Annotated in this window: 23 protein-coding genes; 22 read left to right on the top strand and 1 reads right to left on the bottom strand. The window is 53.4% G+C overall.

Features of this window, described 5'->3' with window-relative positions:
- Positions 1–85: 85 nt before the first annotated feature.
- The 8 genes from BITS_RS06275 (at position 86) to BITS_RS06240 (ending at position 8,381) form a co-directional block, all read left to right on the top strand.
- A complete protein-coding gene (locus BITS_RS06275) occupies positions 86–739 on the top strand; it encodes a YigZ family protein (RefSeq protein ID WP_034533458.1) in 654 nt (217 codons plus the stop codon).
- Between the two features lie 73 nt (positions 740–812).
- Positions 813–1,508, top strand: a complete 696-nt coding sequence (locus BITS_RS06270) for an AbrB family transcriptional regulator (protein WP_238556557.1) — start codon at positions 813–815, stop codon at positions 1,506–1,508.
- Positions 1,509–1,712: 204 nt separating this feature from the next.
- Positions 1,713–3,878: a 4-alpha-glucanotransferase gene (gene malQ / locus BITS_RS06265; protein ID WP_026641558.1), complete on the top strand. Its 2,166-nt coding sequence runs from the start codon at positions 1,713–1,715 to the stop codon at positions 3,876–3,878.
- A 237-nt stretch (positions 3,879–4,115) separates the two neighbouring features.
- Positions 4,116–4,565 carry a 50S ribosomal protein L13 gene (gene rplM / locus BITS_RS06260; RefSeq protein ID WP_026641557.1) on the top strand — a complete coding sequence of 150 codons (450 nt, stop codon included), beginning with the start codon at positions 4,116–4,118 and terminating at the stop codon, positions 4,563–4,565.
- Positions 4,566–4,585: 20 nt separating this feature from the next.
- Positions 4,586–5,077 carry a 30S ribosomal protein S9 gene (rpsI, locus tag BITS_RS06255; protein WP_026641556.1) on the top strand — a complete coding sequence of 164 codons (492 nt, stop codon included), beginning with the start codon at positions 4,586–4,588 and terminating at the stop codon, positions 5,075–5,077.
- 444 nt (positions 5,078–5,521) lie between these two features.
- On the top strand, positions 5,522–6,526 hold the full coding sequence (locus BITS_RS06250) for a zinc-dependent alcohol dehydrogenase family protein (RefSeq protein WP_026641555.1): 1,005 nt from the start codon (positions 5,522–5,524) through the stop codon (positions 6,524–6,526).
- Between the two features lies 1 nt (position 6,527).
- On the top strand, positions 6,528–7,844 hold the full coding sequence (locus tag BITS_RS06245) for an MFS transporter (RefSeq protein ID WP_026641554.1): 1,317 nt from the start codon (positions 6,528–6,530) through the stop codon (positions 7,842–7,844).
- A 138-nt stretch (positions 7,845–7,982) separates the two neighbouring features.
- The gene (locus BITS_RS06240; protein ID WP_026641553.1) at positions 7,983–8,381 is read left to right on the top strand and encodes a VOC family protein; all 399 of its coding nucleotides are present in this window, start codon (positions 7,983–7,985) and stop codon (positions 8,379–8,381) included.
- A 263-nt stretch (positions 8,382–8,644) separates the two neighbouring features.
- On the opposite strand, the gene BITS_RS06235 is transcribed toward BITS_RS06240, so the two are convergent.
- The gene (locus tag BITS_RS06235) at positions 8,645–9,787 is read right to left on the bottom strand and encodes an ROK family transcriptional regulator (RefSeq protein WP_026641552.1); all 1,143 of its coding nucleotides are present in this window, start codon (positions 9,785–9,787) and stop codon (positions 8,645–8,647) included.
- Between the two features lie 444 nt (positions 9,788–10,231).
- Between BITS_RS06235 and adhE the strand changes: the two genes are divergently transcribed.
- The 14 genes from adhE to rpsQ all read left to right on the top strand — a co-directional run bounded on the left by adhE (position 10,232) and on the right by rpsQ (position 20,496).
- On the top strand, positions 10,232–12,964 hold the full coding sequence (adhE, locus tag BITS_RS06225; RefSeq protein WP_026641550.1) for a bifunctional acetaldehyde-CoA/alcohol dehydrogenase: 2,733 nt from the start codon (positions 10,232–10,234) through the stop codon (positions 12,962–12,964).
- A 173-nt stretch (positions 12,965–13,137) separates the two neighbouring features.
- Positions 13,138–13,914 carry a YwiC-like family protein gene (locus BITS_RS06220; protein ID WP_051264295.1) on the top strand — a complete coding sequence of 259 codons (777 nt, stop codon included), beginning with the start codon at positions 13,138–13,140 and terminating at the stop codon, positions 13,912–13,914.
- A 49-nt stretch (positions 13,915–13,963) separates the two neighbouring features.
- Entirely contained in the window at positions 13,964–14,812 is an 849-nt protein-coding gene (locus BITS_RS06215) for a heparan-alpha-glucosaminide N-acetyltransferase (protein WP_160249601.1), read from the top strand.
- Between the two features lie 433 nt (positions 14,813–15,245).
- Positions 15,246–15,554 carry a 30S ribosomal protein S10 gene (gene rpsJ, locus BITS_RS06210; protein WP_003808013.1) on the top strand — a complete coding sequence of 103 codons (309 nt, stop codon included), beginning with the start codon at positions 15,246–15,248 and terminating at the stop codon, positions 15,552–15,554.
- Positions 15,555–15,570: 16 nt separating this feature from the next.
- Positions 15,571–16,224, top strand: coding sequence for a 50S ribosomal protein L3 (gene rplC, locus BITS_RS06205; RefSeq protein ID WP_026641548.1), 654 nt, complete (start codon positions 15,571–15,573; stop codon positions 16,222–16,224).
- A 5-nt stretch (positions 16,225–16,229) separates the two neighbouring features.
- Positions 16,230–16,895 (top strand): 50S ribosomal protein L4, encoded by a 666-nt coding sequence (gene rplD / locus BITS_RS06200; RefSeq protein WP_026641547.1) that lies wholly within the window; start codon positions 16,230–16,232, stop codon positions 16,893–16,895.
- 5 nt (positions 16,896–16,900) lie between these two features.
- Positions 16,901–17,197, top strand: a complete 297-nt coding sequence (rplW, locus tag BITS_RS06195; protein WP_026641546.1) for a 50S ribosomal protein L23 — start codon at positions 16,901–16,903, stop codon at positions 17,195–17,197.
- Between the two features lie 35 nt (positions 17,198–17,232).
- Entirely contained in the window at positions 17,233–18,063 is an 831-nt protein-coding gene (rplB, locus tag BITS_RS06190; protein WP_026641545.1) for a 50S ribosomal protein L2, read from the top strand.
- Between the two features lie 15 nt (positions 18,064–18,078).
- Positions 18,079–18,357 carry a 30S ribosomal protein S19 gene (gene rpsS / locus BITS_RS06185; RefSeq protein ID WP_015450968.1) on the top strand — a complete coding sequence of 93 codons (279 nt, stop codon included), beginning with the start codon at positions 18,079–18,081 and terminating at the stop codon, positions 18,355–18,357.
- A 16-nt stretch (positions 18,358–18,373) separates the two neighbouring features.
- The gene (gene rplV, locus BITS_RS06180) at positions 18,374–18,733 is read left to right on the top strand and encodes a 50S ribosomal protein L22 (RefSeq protein ID WP_026641544.1); all 360 of its coding nucleotides are present in this window, start codon (positions 18,374–18,376) and stop codon (positions 18,731–18,733) included.
- 1 nt (position 18,734) lies between these two features.
- Positions 18,735–19,553 carry a 30S ribosomal protein S3 gene (gene rpsC, locus BITS_RS06175; protein ID WP_026641543.1) on the top strand — a complete coding sequence of 273 codons (819 nt, stop codon included), beginning with the start codon at positions 18,735–18,737 and terminating at the stop codon, positions 19,551–19,553.
- A 6-nt stretch (positions 19,554–19,559) separates the two neighbouring features.
- The gene (gene rplP / locus BITS_RS06170) at positions 19,560–19,979 is read left to right on the top strand and encodes a 50S ribosomal protein L16 (RefSeq protein ID WP_026641542.1); all 420 of its coding nucleotides are present in this window, start codon (positions 19,560–19,562) and stop codon (positions 19,977–19,979) included.
- The gene (gene rpmC / locus BITS_RS06165; RefSeq protein WP_026641541.1) at positions 19,979–20,236 is read left to right on the top strand and encodes a 50S ribosomal protein L29; all 258 of its coding nucleotides are present in this window, start codon (positions 19,979–19,981) and stop codon (positions 20,234–20,236) included. Before rplP ends, rpmC begins: the two co-directional genes overlap by 1 nt.
- Entirely contained in the window at positions 20,236–20,496 is a 261-nt protein-coding gene (gene rpsQ / locus BITS_RS06160; protein ID WP_026641540.1) for a 30S ribosomal protein S17, read from the top strand. Before rpmC ends, rpsQ begins: the two co-directional genes overlap by 1 nt.
- Positions 20,497–20,516 lie beyond the last annotated feature (20 nt).

The raw sequence follows: 20,516 nt of genomic DNA, 5'->3' as shown, positions 1-20,516 counted from the left end.
AATAGGAATGGAAATATGCGACAGAAGACGCAAAGAATTCGGTTGCATATTGCTTGCATATGCCTTGCCGTATGGTTGAATCATCATGGCTGATCTCATTACCTTGCTCGATACGGCAAAAGCCCCTGCTCATGCGGCTTTCGTTGAAAAGAAATCCGAATTTATCGGTGATGCATGCCATATTGATTCACTTGAGGAAGCAGTGGCTTTTGTCGAATCGATTCGCGAGCAGCATCCCAAGGCCAGACATGTTGCATATGCCGCGATTTGTGGTGGTGATGATGGCCGACTTTCAGAACGAATGAGCGATGACGGTGAGCCTTCGGGAACTGCCGGCAAGCCGATCTTGGATGTTATTCGTGCCAACGGACTTACCGACTGCGTCGTTACGGTGACTCGATATTTTGGTGGGATTTTGCTTGGTGCTGGTGGGCTGATTCGTGCATATGCCTCAGGTGCCGCCCAAGCCATATCGGTGGCGCACAAGGCCGATATCGTGGTGTGCGATCGGTATGGTCTGACTGTGGACTATTCACAGCTGGGTGCCTTGCAACAGTTGTTGGCTACGGTTGGTGCGGAACAAGACAGTAGCGAATACACTGATCGTGTGTCGTTGGAGGTTGTGGTGCCGGTCGCACAGACCGAGCAATTCAATACCCGATTGCAAGATATGTTCAATGCAACCGTTCAGGCGCAGCATTTGGGAACCTCTCATGTGGTCAAAGCTTCACAGCGGTGATTTTCTTGCGATGTCCTAGGCGGTAGGGCATAAAGCGCATATGGGATAGATGGGGATGGATATGCTGGAGCGTATGAGTGCCACTTCACAGTCCGAGAATGCAGATGCCGTCTCAGAGCAAGTTGAACAGAATCAATCCGCCGAAGGGGCCGAACAGTCGAAACCAGCCAATCCGGACGGATATGAGACCCTGACCTCCACATATGAACGACTTCGGCATTCCGAAGATTCTTCGGAATTGAGCGCATTCGCCAGACGCACTCTGCCGGATCGCTCCGATCAGGCGGCGTTCTCTCGCGCCACGGCATTGCTTGAGGCGGTTGCAGGCAATAGCCATACCCCAGTAGAGGATCGCGTATTTCTGGCGCAGACCATGCCCTTCCCAAATGTGCTGGTCAAATTATCGGTGGATCCCGCGGATGAAGTGCGTCAGGCCGTTGCCGCGAATGAACATGCCAAGAATTGGCTGGTCGGTCGATTGACCAAGGATGCTTCCGCTGTGGTGAGGGATTCTGCGCTGCGCAACCCCCAGACGTCATGGAAGATGAGGCTTGAAGGCGCTCAGAACGAGCAAATGGATGCGCAGACCCTGGATTTCTTGGCAAGTCTTGGTGTTGCGGTTGAGGCCAATGCTCCCCAGGTGCTTACCGTAATGGTGCGCAGGGCTGTGGCTTTGAATCCAAATACCTCCCAGGAGACTTTGGAACGACTCTCGCATGATGAGGCACCTGATGTCTCTCGAGCGGCATTGCGTGCAATGCAAGGATGAGCCACTGCGGATTCGTGGTTCATCGTCCAATATCGGCGATGAAACATTTTGCAAACGGCTTATGAGAAGTCGAGGAGTGACCTGCAGACTCACTGCCGGATTTGGCTTAAATATTGCATTGCGCCAAGCCTCAGTTGATGCGAACGTTGTCAAAAACCGAGCATATGCCGCGTGCCGCCCCCTATTGGGGCTTACACTTACGGTATGACGGAGAAGATCGAAAACGAGGAACGCCTTGCACGCCCGCTGGTTCGATTGGCGAAGTTAGTCGGCATCGGCACGAGCTATATCGGACAAAGCAACGATTACCACGAGATCGACGATGATGTCTTGGTTGCGGTACTCGCAGCCTTGGGGGTTGACGCTTCAAATGATGAAGCCGTCGAAACAAGCATCCGCACAGTATTGGATGAGCGTCATCGTCGTTTGGTCCCACCCACAGTGCTGCATGCCGTCGGGGTGCAGGATTCGGTGCTGGTGAATACCGGCATTATGGAAGTGCCCAGCGCTTCCATAACTTTGGAAAATGGTCAGGAATACCATGGTGAGCTCACTGTAGGGGCCGGCGACGGCTCGCCTTCCTACATGCTTGACGGCAAATTCTTGGCCAATGCATCCATTCAGTTGCCTGCCGATTTGCCGGCTGGATACCATACTTTGCATATCACGGTTGACGGCCGTAGTGAAGATGCCACGCTCATCAGCGCTCCGGAGCGCATATCGTTGCTCGAGGCCATGGAAGACCAGCAGCTTTGGGGCTGGATGGCACAACTCTATTCCATCCGTTCGAGAGGCTCATGGGGCGTTGGCGATTACGCCGATTTGAAGACCATGCTGGTGGAAGCCAAGAAGAAGACGAATGCCGATTTCATCCTGGTCAACCCTCTCCATGCAGGAGAGCCGGTTTCTCCGCTGACCCCATCGCCATATCTCCCGATTTCCCGTCGTTTCATCAATTTCACCTATATTCGTCCAGAATATGTGGAGGAATACGGCGATCTGGATGAACAGACCAAATCTCAGGTGGATGGGCTGCATGATCAGGCCGATCCCTTGAACGGTGACGCGCAGATTATTGACCGTGATGCCATGTGGCGCTTGAAAATGCGAGCTTTGTGGCTGATCTACAAAGCCGGACGCAGTGCCGCTCGACAGGCCAGATTTGAAGAATTCAAGGCGAGGGTAGGAACAGAACTAGAATCCTATGCCACATGGTGCCTGTGCTATGACAAGTGGGGAGCGCCGAGTGTCGATCCCAATAGCTGGAATAGCCGTCTGAACAGGGACAGCGACGAGGTGCAAGCACTTCGCCAGCAATTCCCGGATACTTTGGATTTCTATCGCTGGCTGGAATGGATTGCAGCGGAGCAGCTCGAGGATGCACAACGTGCAGCCAAGGATGCAGGTATGGCCATTGGCATTATGTCTGATATGGCAGTCGGCGTGCATCCTGTGGGATCGGATGTGTGGTGGAATCCGGAGCGATTTGCCAAGGGAGCCACTGTGGGAGCTCCTCCGGATTACTTCAACCAGCAAGGGCAGGATTGGAGCCAGCCTCCGCTCAATCCGATTGAGTTGGAGAATACCGGATACAAGGTGTATCGCGATATGGTTCACGGCATGTTTGCCAATGCCGGTGCTGTGCGTATCGATCATATTCTCGGCCTGTTCCGCCTGTGGTGGATTCCGGAAGGCAAAAGCGCCAAGAATGGTGCCTATGTGTATTACGACTCCGAAATCATGATGGGTATTTTGGCCATTGAATCAGCTCGTGCCGGTGGGGTCGTAGTGGGCGAAGACCTCGGCGTGGTGCCAGAATACGTGGTGAAGTCACTAGGACGCCATGGCGTGCTTGGTTGCGCCGTGGAGTGGTTCGAACAATCCGATGGCGAGTTCAGGCCACCTGTCAAATGGCGTGAATATGCATTGGCTTCGGTGGATACCCACGATCTGCCTCCGGCTGCAGGATATTTGGCATATGAGCATGTAAAGATCCGTGAGCGTTTGCATCTGCTTGACACGTCGGTTGAGGAATTCCAAGCCTCGGCGGTGAAGGAGCACAATGCCATGCTCTCGATGTTGGTTGACAACGGTTATCTCGACCCGCAGTTGATTACCGATGAGCAAGCGAATGAGCAGGCCATTGTCGAATCACTGCATCGCGCGCTGAAGGATTCTCCGAGCAAGTTGCTGGCGGCTGCGATTGTTGATGCAGTCGGAGAGCGTCGCGCCCAGAACCAGCCGGGGACGGATAACGAGTATCCAAACTGGCGAGTTCCTCTGGCTGACGGCAAGGGGGATGTGGTTCCTCTGGAAGAACTCTTCGATAATCCAAGGCTGCAATCTTTAGCGAATATTATGAATGAATAACGCCATACATAACCGGGGTCGACACGTGCAAGACAGGGTGTCGACCCCGGTTTGCGTTTGGGTATGCCTCTCGATATAGTAGAGGATTGTTGTGTTTCCCTAAGGGGTCCTTCAAAGCGCTTTCCCACTCGCCATCGAGGACTTTCAGGGAGCCCACGGATAATGAGGCCAATTTGACCATGCCACTTGGGTATGCGCAATGCGGCCCGGAACACAATAAATAGAAAAGGTATACCCGTGAAAACTTTCACACCGAAGCCAGCTGATCTGACTCATGACTGGTATGTCATCGACGCCACTGATGTGGTGCTTGGCCGTCTTGCCTCTCAGGTAGCTATCCTGTTGCGTGGCAAGAACAAGGCGACTTTTGCGCCTCATGCCGATTCGGGCAACCACGTGATTATCATCAATGCCGAGAAGATCGCTCTGACCGGCAACAAGTTGGGCAAGGAGCTGTATTCTCACTCCGGCCGTCCTGGCGGTCTGCGTCGCGACAGCTATGCCAAGCTGCTGGAAAACAAGCCAGAGCGTATTATCATGGCGGCTGTTAAGGGCATGATGCCTAAGAACCGTCTGTCCAAGGTGCAGCTGGGCCGTTTGCGTATCTTCGCTGGTGACGCCCATCCGCACACTCCTCAGCAGCCCCAGACCTTCGAGATCTCTCAGGTCTCGCAGCAGGCCAAGTGAACCGAAGGGAGATAAGAATCATGGCTGAAAACACCAATAACTCCGCGGTTCTGGAGACCGAAGAGGAGCTCACCTCGTACACCACTGAAACCAATGCTGGTGCTGGCACCGGTACTTCTGCGATCGCTCCGGGCTACGGCACCGGTCGTCGTAAGGAAGCCGTTGCTCGCGTGCGCCTGGTTCCAGGTAGCGGCAAGTGGACCATCAATGGTCGCACTTTGGAGGAGTATTTCCCCTCCCGCCTGCTGCAGCGTGAAGTCAACTCTCCTATCGTGCTGCTGAAGCTCGAAGGCAAGTTCGATGTTATCGTTCTCGTTGATGGTGGCGGCACCACCGGTCAGGCCGGAGCAATCCGTCTGGGTGTTGCTCGTGCCTTGAACGCTATCGATCGCGATGCCAACCGCCACGCCTTGAAGAAGGCTGGCTTCCTGACTCGTGATTCCCGCGTTGTGGAACGTAAGAAGGCTGGTCTGCACAAGGCTCGTCGCGCTCCGCAGTTCTCGAAGCGTTAATCGACGATTCTTCGTTATCAAGCTCTTTGTGGGTGGTTTCATCCGCAAAGAGCTTTTTTGTATTGCGGGGCTTTGCCGAATTTGTCTTGCCGATATCTTTCATGCTTTCGAGTTCAATATGAGATGGGCATATTAAGACGGACGTGTTAAGGCGGACGTGTTGAGATGGGCATGTTGATGAAGCATCGCTGTGTGGAAGAGTGCCTTACGGAATCGGACGAGAACGTCAAGTCACCTGTGGATGGTGAAACAGGGATTTGTATTGAACTTGCGTTGTCATGCATTCAGCAACACACCTAGAAAAGCTTGATATTCCAGCGATTTGTAATCTTATACAAAGAAGATTTGCAAAACAAGTTACAAAAGAGTATATTCAAACTTGTCAATCCGGACGATATGAAGACGCACAACGATGAACGTCTTTTCAACGACGAAAGGGATATCATGAAGGCATTGGTGCTTACAGGTGTGAAGCAGTTTGAGATTCAGGATCTTGAGACCCCAGAAATCAAGGATGATGAGGTTTTGATCAATACCGCGTATGCGGGAGTGTGCGGCACGGACCATGATTTGTATGCAGGCCGTCCAGGCTCGGCAGCGGCGGTTCCTCCGATCGTTCTTGGTCACGAGAATTCCGGCATTGTGGCAGCCATTGGAAGCAACGTCACCAATGTCGCAGTCGGTGACCGTGTGGCAGTGGACCCGAATATCTATTGTGGACAGTGCGAATACTGCCTAACCCAGCGTCCTGAGCTGTGCGAGCATCTGAGCGCTGTTGGCGTTACCCGTGACGGTGGCCTGGAAGAGCAATTCACGGCCCCTGCAAGTGTCGTGTACAAGCTGCCTGACAATGTGTCTCTTCGCGATGCAGCGGCAATTGAGCCGGTATCATGCGCAGTGCACGGTTTAGATTTGCTGAATTTGCGTCCATATCAGAAGGCGTTGGTTATCGGTGATGGATTCATGGGACAGATTTTTGCCCAGCTTCTTCAGGCATATGGCGTCCATCAGGTTGATCTTGCCGGAATCTTTGATGACAAGCTTCAAAGGAATAAGGAACTCTTCGGTGTCACAGAAACATACAACACCACAAAAGAGAGTATCCCTTCGAATGCCTATGACGTGATTATCGAAGCCGTCGGCCTGCCTCAGACCCAGGCGCAGGCAATTGAGGCTGCTAAGAAGGGTGCACAGGTGCTCATGTTCGGCGTAGGTCCTCAGGACGCGCATTTCGAAATGAATACCTATGACATCTATAAGAAGCAGCTCACCATTCAGGGCTCCTTCATCAACCCTTTGACCTTCCGCGACGCTATTTCACTGGTTTCGTCCGGCAAGATGAACATCGGTGGTCTTATCAGCCATGAGCTTGAACTGGAACAGGTTCAGGACTTCCTCGATGGCAAGATCTCTGGTGTGTCCAAGGCCGTGGTCAAGGTCGGTGCCTGACATGATCCGGTTGCTTGAGCGTCTGGGCGTGCCCAAGACTCTGATGCTGGGTTTCCTGGCCGTTGCCATTTTCATGACAGGTGACGGCTTCGAACTCACCTTTCTCACCAAGTACATGGTCGATCAGGGCTTTTCCTCCTCGCAGGCGTCGCTTCTGATCACCGTATACGGTCTATTCTCAGCGCTCGGGGGATGGTCGGCTGGTGTTCTGGCCGAGATGTTCGGCGCACGCAAGGTGATGCTTTTCGGTGCAAGCTGGTGGATCGGCATCCATTTGCTGTTCCTTGGCGTCGCATTGCCAAGTGGCATGTATCCATTGATACTTGGGCTATATGCCTTGCGAGGCATAGGTTATCCGCTGTTCATCTACAGCTTCGTAGTGTTGATGGCGCAATATATTTCGCCATCCCGCCTGGCTTCGGCAACCGGATTCTTCTGGACCTGCTTTTCCTTGGGCATAGGGGTTTTCGGCGCATATTTGCCAAGCTTCGTTATGCCGTTGGTTGGTGAATATCGAACCTTCTGGTTTGCCTTGCCGTTCTCCATTCTCGGCACGATAATGTGCTTCTTCTTCGTCCCGAAGAACAAAGTGGTCAAAGGAGAAGGGCTGAGCAGAAAAGAGCAGCTCAAAGAGCTGACCGAAGGCGCCACGATACTGGTTACCAATCGCAAGATACTAATTTGTGCGGTGATTCGTATCATCAATAACCTATTGCTATACGGATTCCCGGTGATCATGCCGCTGTATCTGAGTTCAACTCACAATGGAGGCATCAATATCTTCAGGACAGAAGAGTGGATGCGCATTTGGGGCTTCGTATTCGTGGTGACTTTGATATTCAACACCTTCTGGGGATGGTTTATGGATCGATTCGGTTGGGTATGGCCCATGCGTTGGTTTGGATGCGCTGTGCTCGCCGTCGGATCTGTTGCCTTCTATTACATACCGCGGTGGTTCGGTGCCAATATGCTCATGATGATAGTGGCGGCAATTATTGTGGGAATTGGCACATGCGCTTTTTCCTCATTGCCAACGATTATGACGCTGTATGCAGGCAAGGAGAAGCAAGGCGCTGCGTTGTCGGCATACAATCTGGCCGCAGGCCTCACGACATTCGCCGGACCTGGAATCGCTACCATATTCCTGCCTCTGCTGGGATATGAAGGTGTGTGCTGGATATATGCAGGACTGTATATTTTCGCCTTTGTGCTTACGCTCTTCATCCGTCCGAAGCAGCCCGGATTTGATGCTCGCGGGCACCGTATTCGTGAGGCAAAGGTGGAAATTGATCCGCTTCAGGTGGAAAAAACCGTGTAGCGCAGGTGCTTAATAAAAATTTGGTGCTGAACAAGAATTTGGACAATGGTTGCGCACAGTGCCGTACGTATCTGCATGGTCTGTGCGCGGCCAATAGCCTGATAGAAAATATATTCGGGCAATGAAAAGGAGTTTGTGATGAGTGAATCGATGTCTGCATATACCAGTGGTTTTCAGCATTCTGGTATGCCTGCGAAGGATTTGGATGAGACGATTGAGTTTTATACGAAGACTTTGGGGTTTGAATTGGCCGGTTTGTTCCATAACGGGGACAATCGTTGTGCGTTTCTTCGGTATGGCGGGTTGACCATTGAGACGTGGGAGGGGGATGCTGCGCCTTTGGTGACTGGTGCGATTAATCATTGGGCTTTGGATGCGCCTGATATCGAGGCTGCTTGGAAGCATGCGCATGAGTTGGGGCTTCGTGTCAAGGAGTCTGAGATTCAAACGATTCCAGGTTTCTGGGATCGTGGCATTCGTTTCTTCAATGTTCTGGGTCCCAATGAGGAAACGATTGAGTTCTGCCAGATCCTATAAGGACTGCGTGTGCGGTTCCCGGGTTTGACGGAATGCGACAAGCTGGGTTGGTGCAGTGTGCTCCAACCCAGCTTTTTGTGTAATAAGTGTTAATGGCTGATATCGACTTGTCGTGATTTGCTGTGGCATGATCATCGTTGATCCGCCGTCAGGTCATTCACCGGACTCGGTTTGAACAGCCATATTCCATGGCATAAGGGGAGAAGAAGGAATTGATTGCAATCAATATTGATTCAAAACGATTCCTTCTAAAGGGGCACATTTTATTCCGCATCGGTGCAGATCGAATCGACATACGCTTCGATATATCGCAACGCTGCGCCGACTATGCTATTCGTGTCCGCACACCGGCTTTTATGCAGTGAGAAGGTATCGGTGCTGAAAGGCGTGAGCTGCTGGACTCGTGATTTCAAAGCGGCTATATCGGAGTCATCAAGATATTGCGCAGCTTCACCGCCGATCACCACATCTCCAGCGATTACTGAGCGTGCATTGACAATGGTCTGAGCGATGAATTCCATCCAAGTGTGCATGCGCTCGCGATGATGAGGCTCACCCTGTTCAAGCACGCTGAAGAAACCAGGAACGCTTTCTCCCTCTTCAGGCAGGGTTTCCAACGAGCAATACGTATCCATGCATCCTCGCTGTCCGCAGTAGCACTGCCTGCCGTTGGGCACGAGTACCATGTGTTCGATGGCGCCGTTGCATTGATTCGGACCTTGATACAGCTTGCCATTGACGATGACTGCGCCACCCGGACGCCTTTCGAGATACACGCATACTGCATCGCGAATGGTGGGATCGAACCAGAGTTCGGCCATTGCAGATGCGTCGGAGTCATGAATCATAATGCATGGGTAATGCACGGATTGTGAGATGGTCTCTAGTGTCAATCCAGTGTTATGCATCAAGGTGCCGAAGGTTATTGATGTGCCGTCCGCGGAAACGATGCCTTGAACCGAGAATGCCACGCCGAGCACGGTGCTGCCGCCCTTTGCAACTGTTGCTGCGAATTCATTGATAAGCGTGCCGACTCTCTGGTAATACATGGGCGTATTGGTATAGCTCATGGCATGGGTTCGTTCTTGAACAGTATCGCCATAGAGATCCACCGCGCACAGGCATACGGAATTACTGCGTAGCGCGACTCCTATGGCGACGCGATGTTTGGCTGCGAAACGGTATGATTGCGCTTTTCTTCCACCTGTGGAGTCCTGCAATTCGCCAAGCTCTATGATGTGCTCAGCTTCCAGATTCCTGAGGTTCTGCGTAATGGTGGGTAGGCTTATGCCGAGTTCTCTTTCCAATACCTGCTTGGTCGCTTCTTTATGCTCATACAGATAGGTCGTTATCAGGGTGCGATTATGGAGTTTCGCAGCCTTCGGGGATAAGGTGTCGCTCATCATGCTCCTTGCGTGTGTTCACTGGAATTCACATGCACCGTTCCGTCTGTGAAAGGTGCAATATCGCAGTTCAAGTGCTGGTTGCGCTACGTCGTCGACAACACTTCTATAAAGATATTTTATATAAATCATACAATGTTGCAAATCATACCGGGGTACTTTTTGAAAAGAATATATATGAATATTTCAAATTTGTTGTGAAGAGACGCGAAAAAGAGAACAATTAATAACATACATCGGAAAATAGTGGGAAAAATGTTCGTTTTAATCGAATATTACAACAAATAACACTCATAAAGAAACATAAAACGCGCAACACATTTCTGCATGCATAAATCAAATGATTCGGCTACATTGTGACTGTGCTCACATTTTAAGGTGGGCGAGGACGGTTTCGTATGAGAATGCGGAACGCAAACTGATACGGACTCCATAGAGGAGGATTCCATGGCAGAGACAAAGAAAGTCGAACAGGCAACCAAGCCCACCCCTGAGGAGAAGCAGGCGGCTGCTGAGGCTGAGGTTGATGCTCTGGTTCGCAAGGGACTCAAGGCCCTGAAAGCGTTTGAGCAGCTTGACCAGGAGCAGGTGGATCGCATCGTAGCGAAGGCTTCCATTGCGGCATTGAACAAGCATCTTGTGCTGGCGAAGATGGCAGTGGATGAGACCGGCCGTGGCTTGGTTGAAGACAAGGCCACCAAGAACATCTTCGCATGCGAACATGTGACCAATTATTTGGCAGGTCAGAAGACTGTAGGCATCATCAGAGAAGATGATGTGCTGGGAATTGATGAAATCGCTGAACCGGTGGGCGTCGTTGCCGGTGTCACCCCTGTGACGAATCCGACATCAACTGCAATCTTCAAATCGCTCATCGCACTGAAGACCCGTTGTCCAATCATCTTCGGCTTCCACCCATTCGCTCAGAAGTGCTCTTCAGAAGCTGCACGCATCGTGCGTGACGCGGCAATTGAAGCAGGGGCTCCTGCTGACTGCATCCAGTGGATCGAACATCCTTCTATCGAAGCGACCGGCGCTCTTATGAAGCATCCGGGAATCGCCACGATTCTTGCCACAGGCGGCCCCGGCATGGTGAAGGCGGCATATTCCTCAGGAAAGCCGGCCTTGGGTGTGGGTGCAGGCAACGCACCTGCCTATGTCGATGCTGATGTGGACATCGCACGTGCTGCCAACGATCTGGTGCTCTCCAAGCATTTCGATTACGGCATGATCTGCGCAACCGAGCAGGCGATCATCGCCCACAAGGATGTGTATGCGCCGCTTGTCAAGGAAATGAAGCGTCGCAAGGCATATTTCGTCAATGACGAAGAGAAGGCCAAGCTGGAACAATACATGTTCGGTTGCACCGCTTATTCGGGACAGACTCCGAAGCTGAATTCCGTGGTGCCTGGCAAGTCCCCGCAATTCATTGCCAAGGCCGCTGGCTTCGAAATTCCTGAAGGCACAACGCTTATCGCTGCAGAGTGCAAGGAAGTTGGCGAGAACGAGCCGCTCACGATGGAGAAGCTCGCTCCTGTCCATGCAGTGCTGAAGGCAAAGGACAAGGAAGAAGCCTTTGAAATGTGCGAGCAGATGCTCGTGCACGGAGCTGGCCACACCGCTGCAATCCACAGCAACAACGAAGAACTGGTGCGTGAGTATGGTTTGCGCATGCATGCTTGCCGCATTGTGTGGAACTCCCCGTCATCGCTTGGCGGTGTCGGCGATATCTACAATGCCATTGCTCCGTCGCTGACACTGGGCTGCGGATCCTATGGCGGAAATTCCGTTTCCGGAAACGTGCAGGCAGTGAACCTGCTCAATATCAAGCGCATTGCTCGGAGGAACAACAACATGCAGTGGTTCAAGATTCCATCCAAGACATATTTCGAGCCCAATGCGATCAAGTATCTGCGTGATATGTACGGCATCGAAAAGGCCGTTATCGTCTGCGATAAAGTTATGGAACAGCTCGGTGTCGTCGATAAGATCATCGACCAGCTGCGTGCACGTGCCAACCGCGTCACCTTCCGCATCGTCGATTATGTCGAGCCGGAGCCATCGGTGGAAACCGTTGAGCGTGGCGCTGAAATGATGCGTGAAGAGTTCGAGCCGGATACGATTATCGCAGTCGGCGGCGGTTCTTCTATGGATGCCTCCAAGATCATGTGGCTGCTGTACGAACACCCGGAGATCTCCTTCTCCGATGTGCGTGAGAAGTTCTTCGATATCCGTAAGCGCGCCTTCAAGATTCCGCCGCTGGGCAAGAAGGCCAAGCTGGTGTGCATCCCGACTTCCTCTGGAACCGGCTCCGAGGTTACGCCATACGCTGTGATCACCGATCACAAGACCGGCTACAAGTACCCGATCACCGATTACGCGTTGACCCCTTCGGTTGCCATCGTAGATCCGGTGCTTGCACGTACCCAGCCTCGTCGTCTTGCTCAGGATTCCGGTTTCGATGCGCTCACCCACGCATTCGAGGCTTATGTTTCCGTATATGCCAATGACTTCACCGATGCCATGGCCCTGCATGCAGCCAAGTTGATCTGGGACAATCTGGCAAAGTCCATCAATTCTGAGCCAGGCGAAGCTCGTACCATGGCACAGGAGAAGATGCACAATGCCGCAACCATGTCTGGTATGGCATTCGGTTCAGCATTCCTCGGCATGTGCCACTCGATGGCGCACACCATAGGCGCACTGTGCCATGTGGCTCATGGACGCACCAACTCGATCCTGCTGCCATATGTGATCCGTTACAACGGCTCCATCCCTGACGAGCCAACGAGCTGGCCGAAGTACAACAAGTACGTCGCTCCTGAACGCTACCAGGAACTCGCCAAGATCATGGGTGTCAATCCAGGCAAGACCCCCGAGGAAGGCGTTGAAAACCTGGCAAAGGCCGTTGAGGATTATCGCGACAACCAGCTGGGCATGAACAAGAGCTTCCAGGAGTGCGGCGTTGAAGAGGAGTACTTCTGGAGCGTGCTTGAGCAGATCGGTATGCGTGCATACGAAGATCAGTGCTCTCCTGCAAATCCACGTATCCCGCAGATCGAGGATATGAAGGATATCGCAATCGCCGCATACTACGGCGTCTCTCAGGAAGAGGGCCATCGCATGCGCGTCGAGCGCGAAGGCGTTGAGGCAACTGAAGAGGCTTCGCAGCGCGTGTGATTCAAGCTCAACGATCCGGAGCGAATCACTTGAGCAGGTGATTCCTTAAGGGTGAAGTGGCGTCGGTTCCATCGGGACCGGCGCCACTGTCATGTGTGCAGACTGCCTCGATGTGCACATAATTTCGACATCGAACTCTGGAAAACCCGTCGCACTTCATTTATGGTTAAGGCGTGCAATCTGGTCATGGCAAAGAAGATCTTGAGCGACAGCGGCGACGTCGCGCGATTTTGCGGATGTGGTTGTCTGATCAACCGGGCGCATGGCTGTTTGCCATGTCGCCTGTTATCGCATCTCTCATCGTGGTGAGATTCGATGTTCTGGCGTTATGGATCGCTGTGGCTTGGAATATGTGTTATTTCGTGCAATTCACTGCGGCACGTTGGTTCAAATCACATGGCAGAAGCCGTTATGCGAAGCCCATGGTGGTGTATGAAGTAATCGCATTGCTCATAGGCTTCCCATTGCTCATGATGCATCCGGAATTGCTATGGTGGGCGCCTGCTTATATCGTGTTTGCAACGACATCGTTCATTGCTTCATCGCTGCGAAAGGAACGATCCCTGTGGTCAAATGCGGCGCAGGTCGCTGCTGCATCATGCATGGCGGTCGTGGTGCTTGCTTCGATCAATAACGATGCCGCTCGTGGTTGGAATATCGCTGCTGGCTTTGCATTGGTGCAATTCGGCTGTGTGCTGTACGTGAAAACCATGATACGAGAATATGGAAAAGCCTCTTATCTCACCGCTTCCCTCGTATGGCATATTGCCTTGGTGATTATCGGCTTTGCGGTTTCTCCGGTTTTGGGCGCGTTGGCATGTGCATTATTGGCAAGAGCTGTCACCTTCCCCTTGGCGGCAAGAAAGCACCGTATCAAACCGAGTATTGTCGGTGCCGGTGAAACGGTGGCCACCATTCTGGCGATTGGATGCATAGTCGCTGCGTTGTAAGCGTGTGGCAATAGCGTCCAACGCGATGCCATAGGATGAGAATATGCGTATGCAAAGAGTCCAGGAGAGCGATAACCCTCGTTTTATGCGTATGCACACGATCCACAAGGATCAGCAACAAGGTCCACGGGCTGACGGCGCCGGGCATGGCGGTACGCGGTATGGGATCATCGACGCACTGCGCGGCTTTGCCATCGTCAATATGGTTGCATTCCACATCTGTTATGACATTTTTGAAATCATGGGGCAGTATCCGCGCTGGAGCAGCCTTTCTTGGGTAATCGTGTGGCAGCAGTGCATTGCCGGTTGTTTCATTGCGGTGTCAGGCTTTTCGTGGACTTGGGGGAGTAGGCATGCACTGCGTCGTGGTTTGGAATTGAATGCCCTGGGTCTGCTCATCACCGCAGTGACATTGATTATGCTGCCAGAAAGTCCTGTCTGGTTCGGCGTGCTGAATTTTCTTGGCTGTGCAACGCTGTTGTTATTGGCAATGGAACCTATGGTGAAGCGGATTCCACCAAGCGTGGGAGTATTCGCATCTCTTGTGCTGTTCTTCATATTCAGACGAGTGCAGTATGGAGAATTATGGCTTGGTGCGACCACTATCAAACTGCCGACCAGCTGGTACCAATATCCATTGCTCACTCCATTTGGCTTTCAGCATGCAGGGTTCATCTCCAGCGATTATGTGCCTATCCTGCCGTGGATATTCCTCTTTATATGCGGATATTGCCTATCTCGTTGGGTTATCGGCAGGTCTTTGAGTCAGCGAAAGGCACTGGTACCTCAAATACCGGTACTCAGCGCTATTGGGCGACACAGTCTCCTTATATATATGGTCCACCAGCCGTTATGTATGGGTTTGGTCTGGATAGTCTTTGCCCTATTCCATGTGTAATTGCTTATGTCAATCTGCTGATGAATATTGTCATGGGATAGAGCATCGTATCTTCATTACATGGTCAATACCTACGACATCGAGACAAGCGTGGGGATTATTGATGTCGACTGGTTTATGCGCAAGGGATCGAGCCAAAAACGGTAGATTGAATGCTTCGTCATAGTGGCTCAATGTGCTGCAAAAAAGAGCGACACGCCCGAAAATCTCAAATACACCCTCGATGCTTTAATAGAGAAGTTGCCTGTTTTAGGCTCGCAAATTGGAATCAAAAAAGCGAGCGTGGCATCACGAATCTTGCTCCAGTGAATTCGTTGATGGCCGCGCACTGATGTGGTTAGACCTCGAAGTGTCTCTTCGTGGGTCATGTCCTTCGGTGCCCTTGAATCAGGTTGGTAAACAGTAAACGAATCGCTAGAAAGGGCGGACGGCAATGGCGGGACAGAAAATCCGCATCAGGCTTAAGTCCTATGACCATGAGGTCATCGACCAATCGGCGAAGAAAATCGTCGAAACGGTGACGAACGCAGGTGCCACTGTTGTGGGACCGGTTCCTCTGCCGACCGAGAAGAACGTGTTTGTTGTTATCCGTTCTCCTCACAAATACAAGGATTCTCGCGAGCATTTCGAGATGCGTACGCACAAGCGTCTCATCGACATCGTGGACCCAACCCCAAAGGCTGTGGACTCCCTGATGCATATTGATCTGCCCGCAGATGTAAACATCGAGATCAAGCTGTAAGGGAGGAGGAATCGCTATGTCACAGCAGAAGGCAAATCGCTCTGCATTGTTGGGCCGTAAGCTCGGCATGTCGCAGGTCTGGGATGAAAACGGATTCTTCGTCCCTGTAACTCTGGTAGACGTGTCCACCAACGTGGTCACCGCTATCAAGACCGAAGAAACTGACGGTTACAAGGCCGTTCAGCTCGGTTATGGCCAGATCGACCCCACCAAGGTGACCAAGCCTCTGGCAGGTCACTTCGCCAAGGCCGGCGTTACCCCTCGTCGTCACCTCGTTGAGGTGCGCACCGAGAACGCCGAAGAGTTCCAGACCGGTCAGGAATTGACTGCAGAACTCTTCGCAGAAGGTAGCGAAGTTGATGTCACCGGCACCACCAAGGGTAAGGGCTTCGCTGGCACCATCAAGCGTTGGGGCTTCAAGTCCTATCGTCGTACCCACGGTTCACACAAGAACGAACGTCGTCCCGGTTCCGTTGGCGCATGCGCCACTCCGAGCCGCATCCTCAAGGGCAAGCGCATGGCTGGCCGTATGGGACACGACACCTCGACTGTGCAGAACCTCACCATCGTTTCCGCGGATGTGGAGAACGGCATCATCGCTATCAAGGGCGCTCTTCCAGGGCCTAAGGGTGGCATCGTTCTCGTCCGTTCGGCAGTGAAGGGAGCCTGATTTAAATGGCAAACGTTACTCTGAACGTCACCGATCCCCAGGGCAAGGCCGCTGGCACCGTTGAGGCTCCTGCTGATATCTTCGGTATCTCCAGCGAAGAGGTAGAGGCACACGTTCCTCTGGTTCATCAGGTTGTAACCGCACAGCTCGCAGCTGCACGTCAGGGAACCCACGCGGTCAAGACCCGTGGCATGGTTTCCGGTGGCGGCAAGAAGCCATGGAAGCAGAAGGGCACCGGTCGCGCTCGTCAGGGCTCGATTCGCGCTCCTCAGTGGGTCCATGGTGGCGTCGTGCACGGACCGGTTCCGCGCAGCTACGATCAGCGCACCCCTAAGAAGATGAAGGCCGCCGCTCTGCGTTACGTGCTTTCCGATCGCGCCAATGCTGGTCGCGTGGCAATCGTGGATTTGGGCATCAAGGATGTTCCTTCCACCAAGGCTGCTGTGACTGCTTTGACTCCCGTGACCGAGAACCGTTTCACAACCGTCGTGCTTTCCCGCGAAAACATCAACGAGTGGATGTCCGTTCGTAACATCCCGACCGTGCATGTGATTTTCGCAGATCAGCTCAACACCTACGACGTGGTTACCGCTCAGGACATCGTCTTCACCAAGGAAGGCTTTGACGCTTTCGTTGCTGAGAAGACCGAGCCGGTCGCCAAGGAGGCCTGATCAATATGGTCGCAATTCATAAGCCAGCCCATGACATCATTCTTAAGCCTGTTGTCTCTGAGAAGAGCTATGCAGCTTCTGATCGTGGTCAGTACACATTCGTGGTGGCTCCGACTGCCAATAAGGTGCAGATCAAGCAGGCTATCGAAGAGATCTTCAAGGTCAAGGTGACGAATGTCAACACCCTCAACCGTGCAGGCAAGCGCATGCGCACCCGCACCGGTTTCGGTCAGCGCGTCAATCAGAAGCGCGCGATTGTGACCGTGGCTGAGGGCCAGACAATCGACATCTTCGGTAACTGAAGGCTAGCCGAGAAAGTAAAAGGAAGTACTACATTATGGCTATCCGCGTTTATAAGCCGACGACTGCAGGCCGCCGTAACGCGTCTGTCTCGGATTTCTCCGAGCTCACTCGTTCAACGCCTGAGAAGTCGCTGGTTCGCAAGCTCAGCAAGACTGGTGGTCGTAACTCTTACGGCCGTATGACTTCCCGCCATCGCGGCGGTGGTCACAAGCGTCAGTACCGTCTCATCGACTTCAAGCGTTGGGACAAGGACGGCGTGCCAGCAAAGGTCGCTCATATCGAGTATGACCCCAACCGTTCCGCTCGTATCGCCTTGCTGCACTATGCAGACGGCGAGAAGCGTTACATCATCGCCCCTGAAGGTATCGCCCAGGGCGACGTGATCGAGACCGGCGCCCAAGCTGATATCAAGCCGGGCAACAACCTGCCATTGCGCAACATCCCCACCGGTACCGTGGTGCACGCCATCGAGCTGCGTCCACTGGGTGGTGCGAAGATCGCACGTTCCGCAGGTGCAGCCGTGCAGCTCGTCGCTAAGGACGGCGCTTACGCTCAGTTGCGTATGCCTTCCGGAGAAATCCGCAACGTAGACGCTCGCTGCCGCGCAACCGTGGGTGAGGTCGGTAACTCCGATCACGCCAACATCGAGCTCGGCAAGGCAGGTCGTGCACGTTGGAAGGGCAAGCGCCCGATCACCCGTGGTGAATCCATGAACCCGGTCGACCACCCACATGGCGGTCGTACTCGCGGTGGTAAGCCACCAGTCTCCCCATGGGGCAAGGGCGAGGTTCGTACTCGTCGTCCAAAGAAGGCTTCGAACAAGATGATTGTTCGTCGTCGTCCTAATGGTAAGAACCGCAAGTAAGGGAGTGTCGAACAGATGACTCGTAGCATCAAGAAGGGCCCCTTCGTCGACGCCCACCTTCAGAAGAAAGTCGACGAGCAGAACGAGAAGGGCACGCATAACGTCATCAAGACGTGGTCGCGCCGTTCGATGATCACTCCTGATTTCATTGGACACACCTTTGCCGTTCATGATGGTCGCAAGCATGTCCCGGTGTTCGTCACCGAAGCCATGGTTGGACACAAGCTCGGTGAGTTCGCCCCGACCAAGACCTTCAAGGGTCATGTGAAGGACGACAAGAAGGCACGCCGCTAAGGAGAGTTAAGGACACATGGAAGCTAAAGCAATTGCTCGTCACGTTCGCGTGACGCCGCGCAAGGCTCGCCGCATGGTCGACCTCATCCGAGGCAAGAAAGCGGCAGAAGCCATCACCATTCTCAAGTTCGCTCCTCAGGACGCTTCTGTTCCTGTGCTCAAGACCTTGGAAAGCGCGATCTCGAATGCTCGCGTCAAGGCCGACCGCGCAGGTGAACCGTTCCGTGAGAACGATCTGTTCATCAAGGAGACCTTTGTGGACGAAGGCGTGACGCTCAAGCGTTTCCGCGCTCGTGCTCAGGGTCGTGCGGCTCGTATCAATAAGCGTACAAGCCACATCACGGTCGTCGTAGCAGCTAAGGAAGGAGCCCGCTAAGATGGGTCAGAAGATCAATCCATTTGGCTATCGCCTGGGCATCACAGAGAACCATCGTTCGAAGTGGTTCTCTGACTCCAACAAGGCTGGCGAACGTTACAGCGATTTCGTGCTGGAAGATGACAAGATCCGCAAGGCCATGAGCAAGGATCTCGAGCGTGCAGGCGTGTCCCGCATCGTTATCGAGCGCACTCGTGACCGCGTGCGTGTGGATATCCACACCGCTCGCCCGGGTATTGTTATCGGTCGTCGTGGAGCAGAGGCAGAGCGCGTTCGCGCAAAGCTCGAGAAGCTTACCGGCAAGCAGGTTCAGCTCAATATCTTCGAAGTGAAGAACGCTGCTCTGGATGCACAGCTTGTTGCTCAGGGTATTGCGGAACAGTTGACCAACCGCGTCACTTTCCGTCGTGCAATGCGTAAGGCACAGCAGGATGCTATGCATGCTGGTGCAAAGGGTATCCGTATCAAGCTTTCCGGTCGTCTTGGCGGCGCTGAAATGAGCCGTTCCGAGTTCTACCGCGAAGGTCGCGTTCCGTTGCAGACTTTGCGTGCCCTCATCGATTATGGCTTCTTCGAGGCCAAGACCACATACGGCCGCATCGGCGTCAAGGTGTGGATCTACAAGGGCGACATGACTGAGCGTGAGTTCGAAGAGCAGCAGGCTCAGCAGGGCAACAACCGTCCTGGTCGTCGTGGCGATCGTCGTCCACGTCGCGGACAGCGTCAAGCCCAGCAGCAGAGGCCAGCAGCAGAGGCAACTGAAAACGCCGAAGCTCCGGCAACCGCTGAAGCTCCTGCGGCTACGGAAACGAAGGAGTGAGCCCAGATGCTTATCCCAAAGAGGACTAAATACCGTAAGCAGCACCGTCCAACCCGTCGTGGTATGTCAAAGGGCGGCACTGAGATCGCTTTCGGCGATTATGGCATTCAGGCGCTTGCGCCGGCCTATGTGACCAACCGTCAGATTGAGGCCGCTCGTATCGCCATGACCCGTTACATCAAGCGTGGTGGTCGCGTGTGGATCACGGTGTTCCCGGATCGTCCGTTGACCAAGAAGCCACTTGGTACCCGAATGGGTTCCGGTAAGGGTACGCCTGAATTCTGGATCGCCAATATCCACCCCGGTCGCGTGATGTTCGAGATCGGTGGTGTCTCCGAGGACGTCGCTCGCGAGGCTCTTCGCCGCGCTATCGACAAGCTCCCCATGAAGTGCCGTGTTATTGCTCGTGAAGGCGGTGACATCTGATGTCAGTCGGAACTGCAGACTACACCATCAAGAATCTGAACGAGAAGACCAATGCCGAAATCGAGGACTTCCTGAAGAAGTCCAAGGAAGAGCTGTTCAACCTGCGCTTCCAGTCGGCAACCGGTCAGCTCGAAAACACCGCCCGCCTCAAGGCGGTAAAGCGCGATATCGCAAGGATGTACACCGTCCTGCGTGAGCGTGAGCTCGGCATCAGCCAGGCGCCCGAGGCGACCGATACGAAAGCTGAGGAGAAGTAATGGCTGAAGAGCGTAACTTCCGCAAGGTTCGTCGCGGTTACGTCGTGTCCGATGCAATGGACAAGACGATTTCCGTTGAGCTCGAGCAGCGTTCGACCCACCCGCTGTACGGCAAGGTCGTTCGTTCTACTCGATCGGTCAAGGTCCATGATGAACACAACGACGCCCACGTTGGCGACCTCGTGAGTATTATGGAAACTCGGCCTTTGAGCAAGACCAAGCGTTGGCGTCTCGACTCGGTTATCGAGCGCGCCAAGTAAACAAGTTCGGCAAGGCTCCG

This window comes from Bifidobacterium tsurumiense, from assembly GCF_000741765.1.
In the GTDB taxonomy this organism is placed as follows: Bacteria; Actinomycetota; Actinomycetes; order Actinomycetales; family Bifidobacteriaceae; genus Bifidobacterium; species Bifidobacterium tsurumiense.
This window is presented reverse-complemented; position numbering and strand designations above follow the sequence as displayed.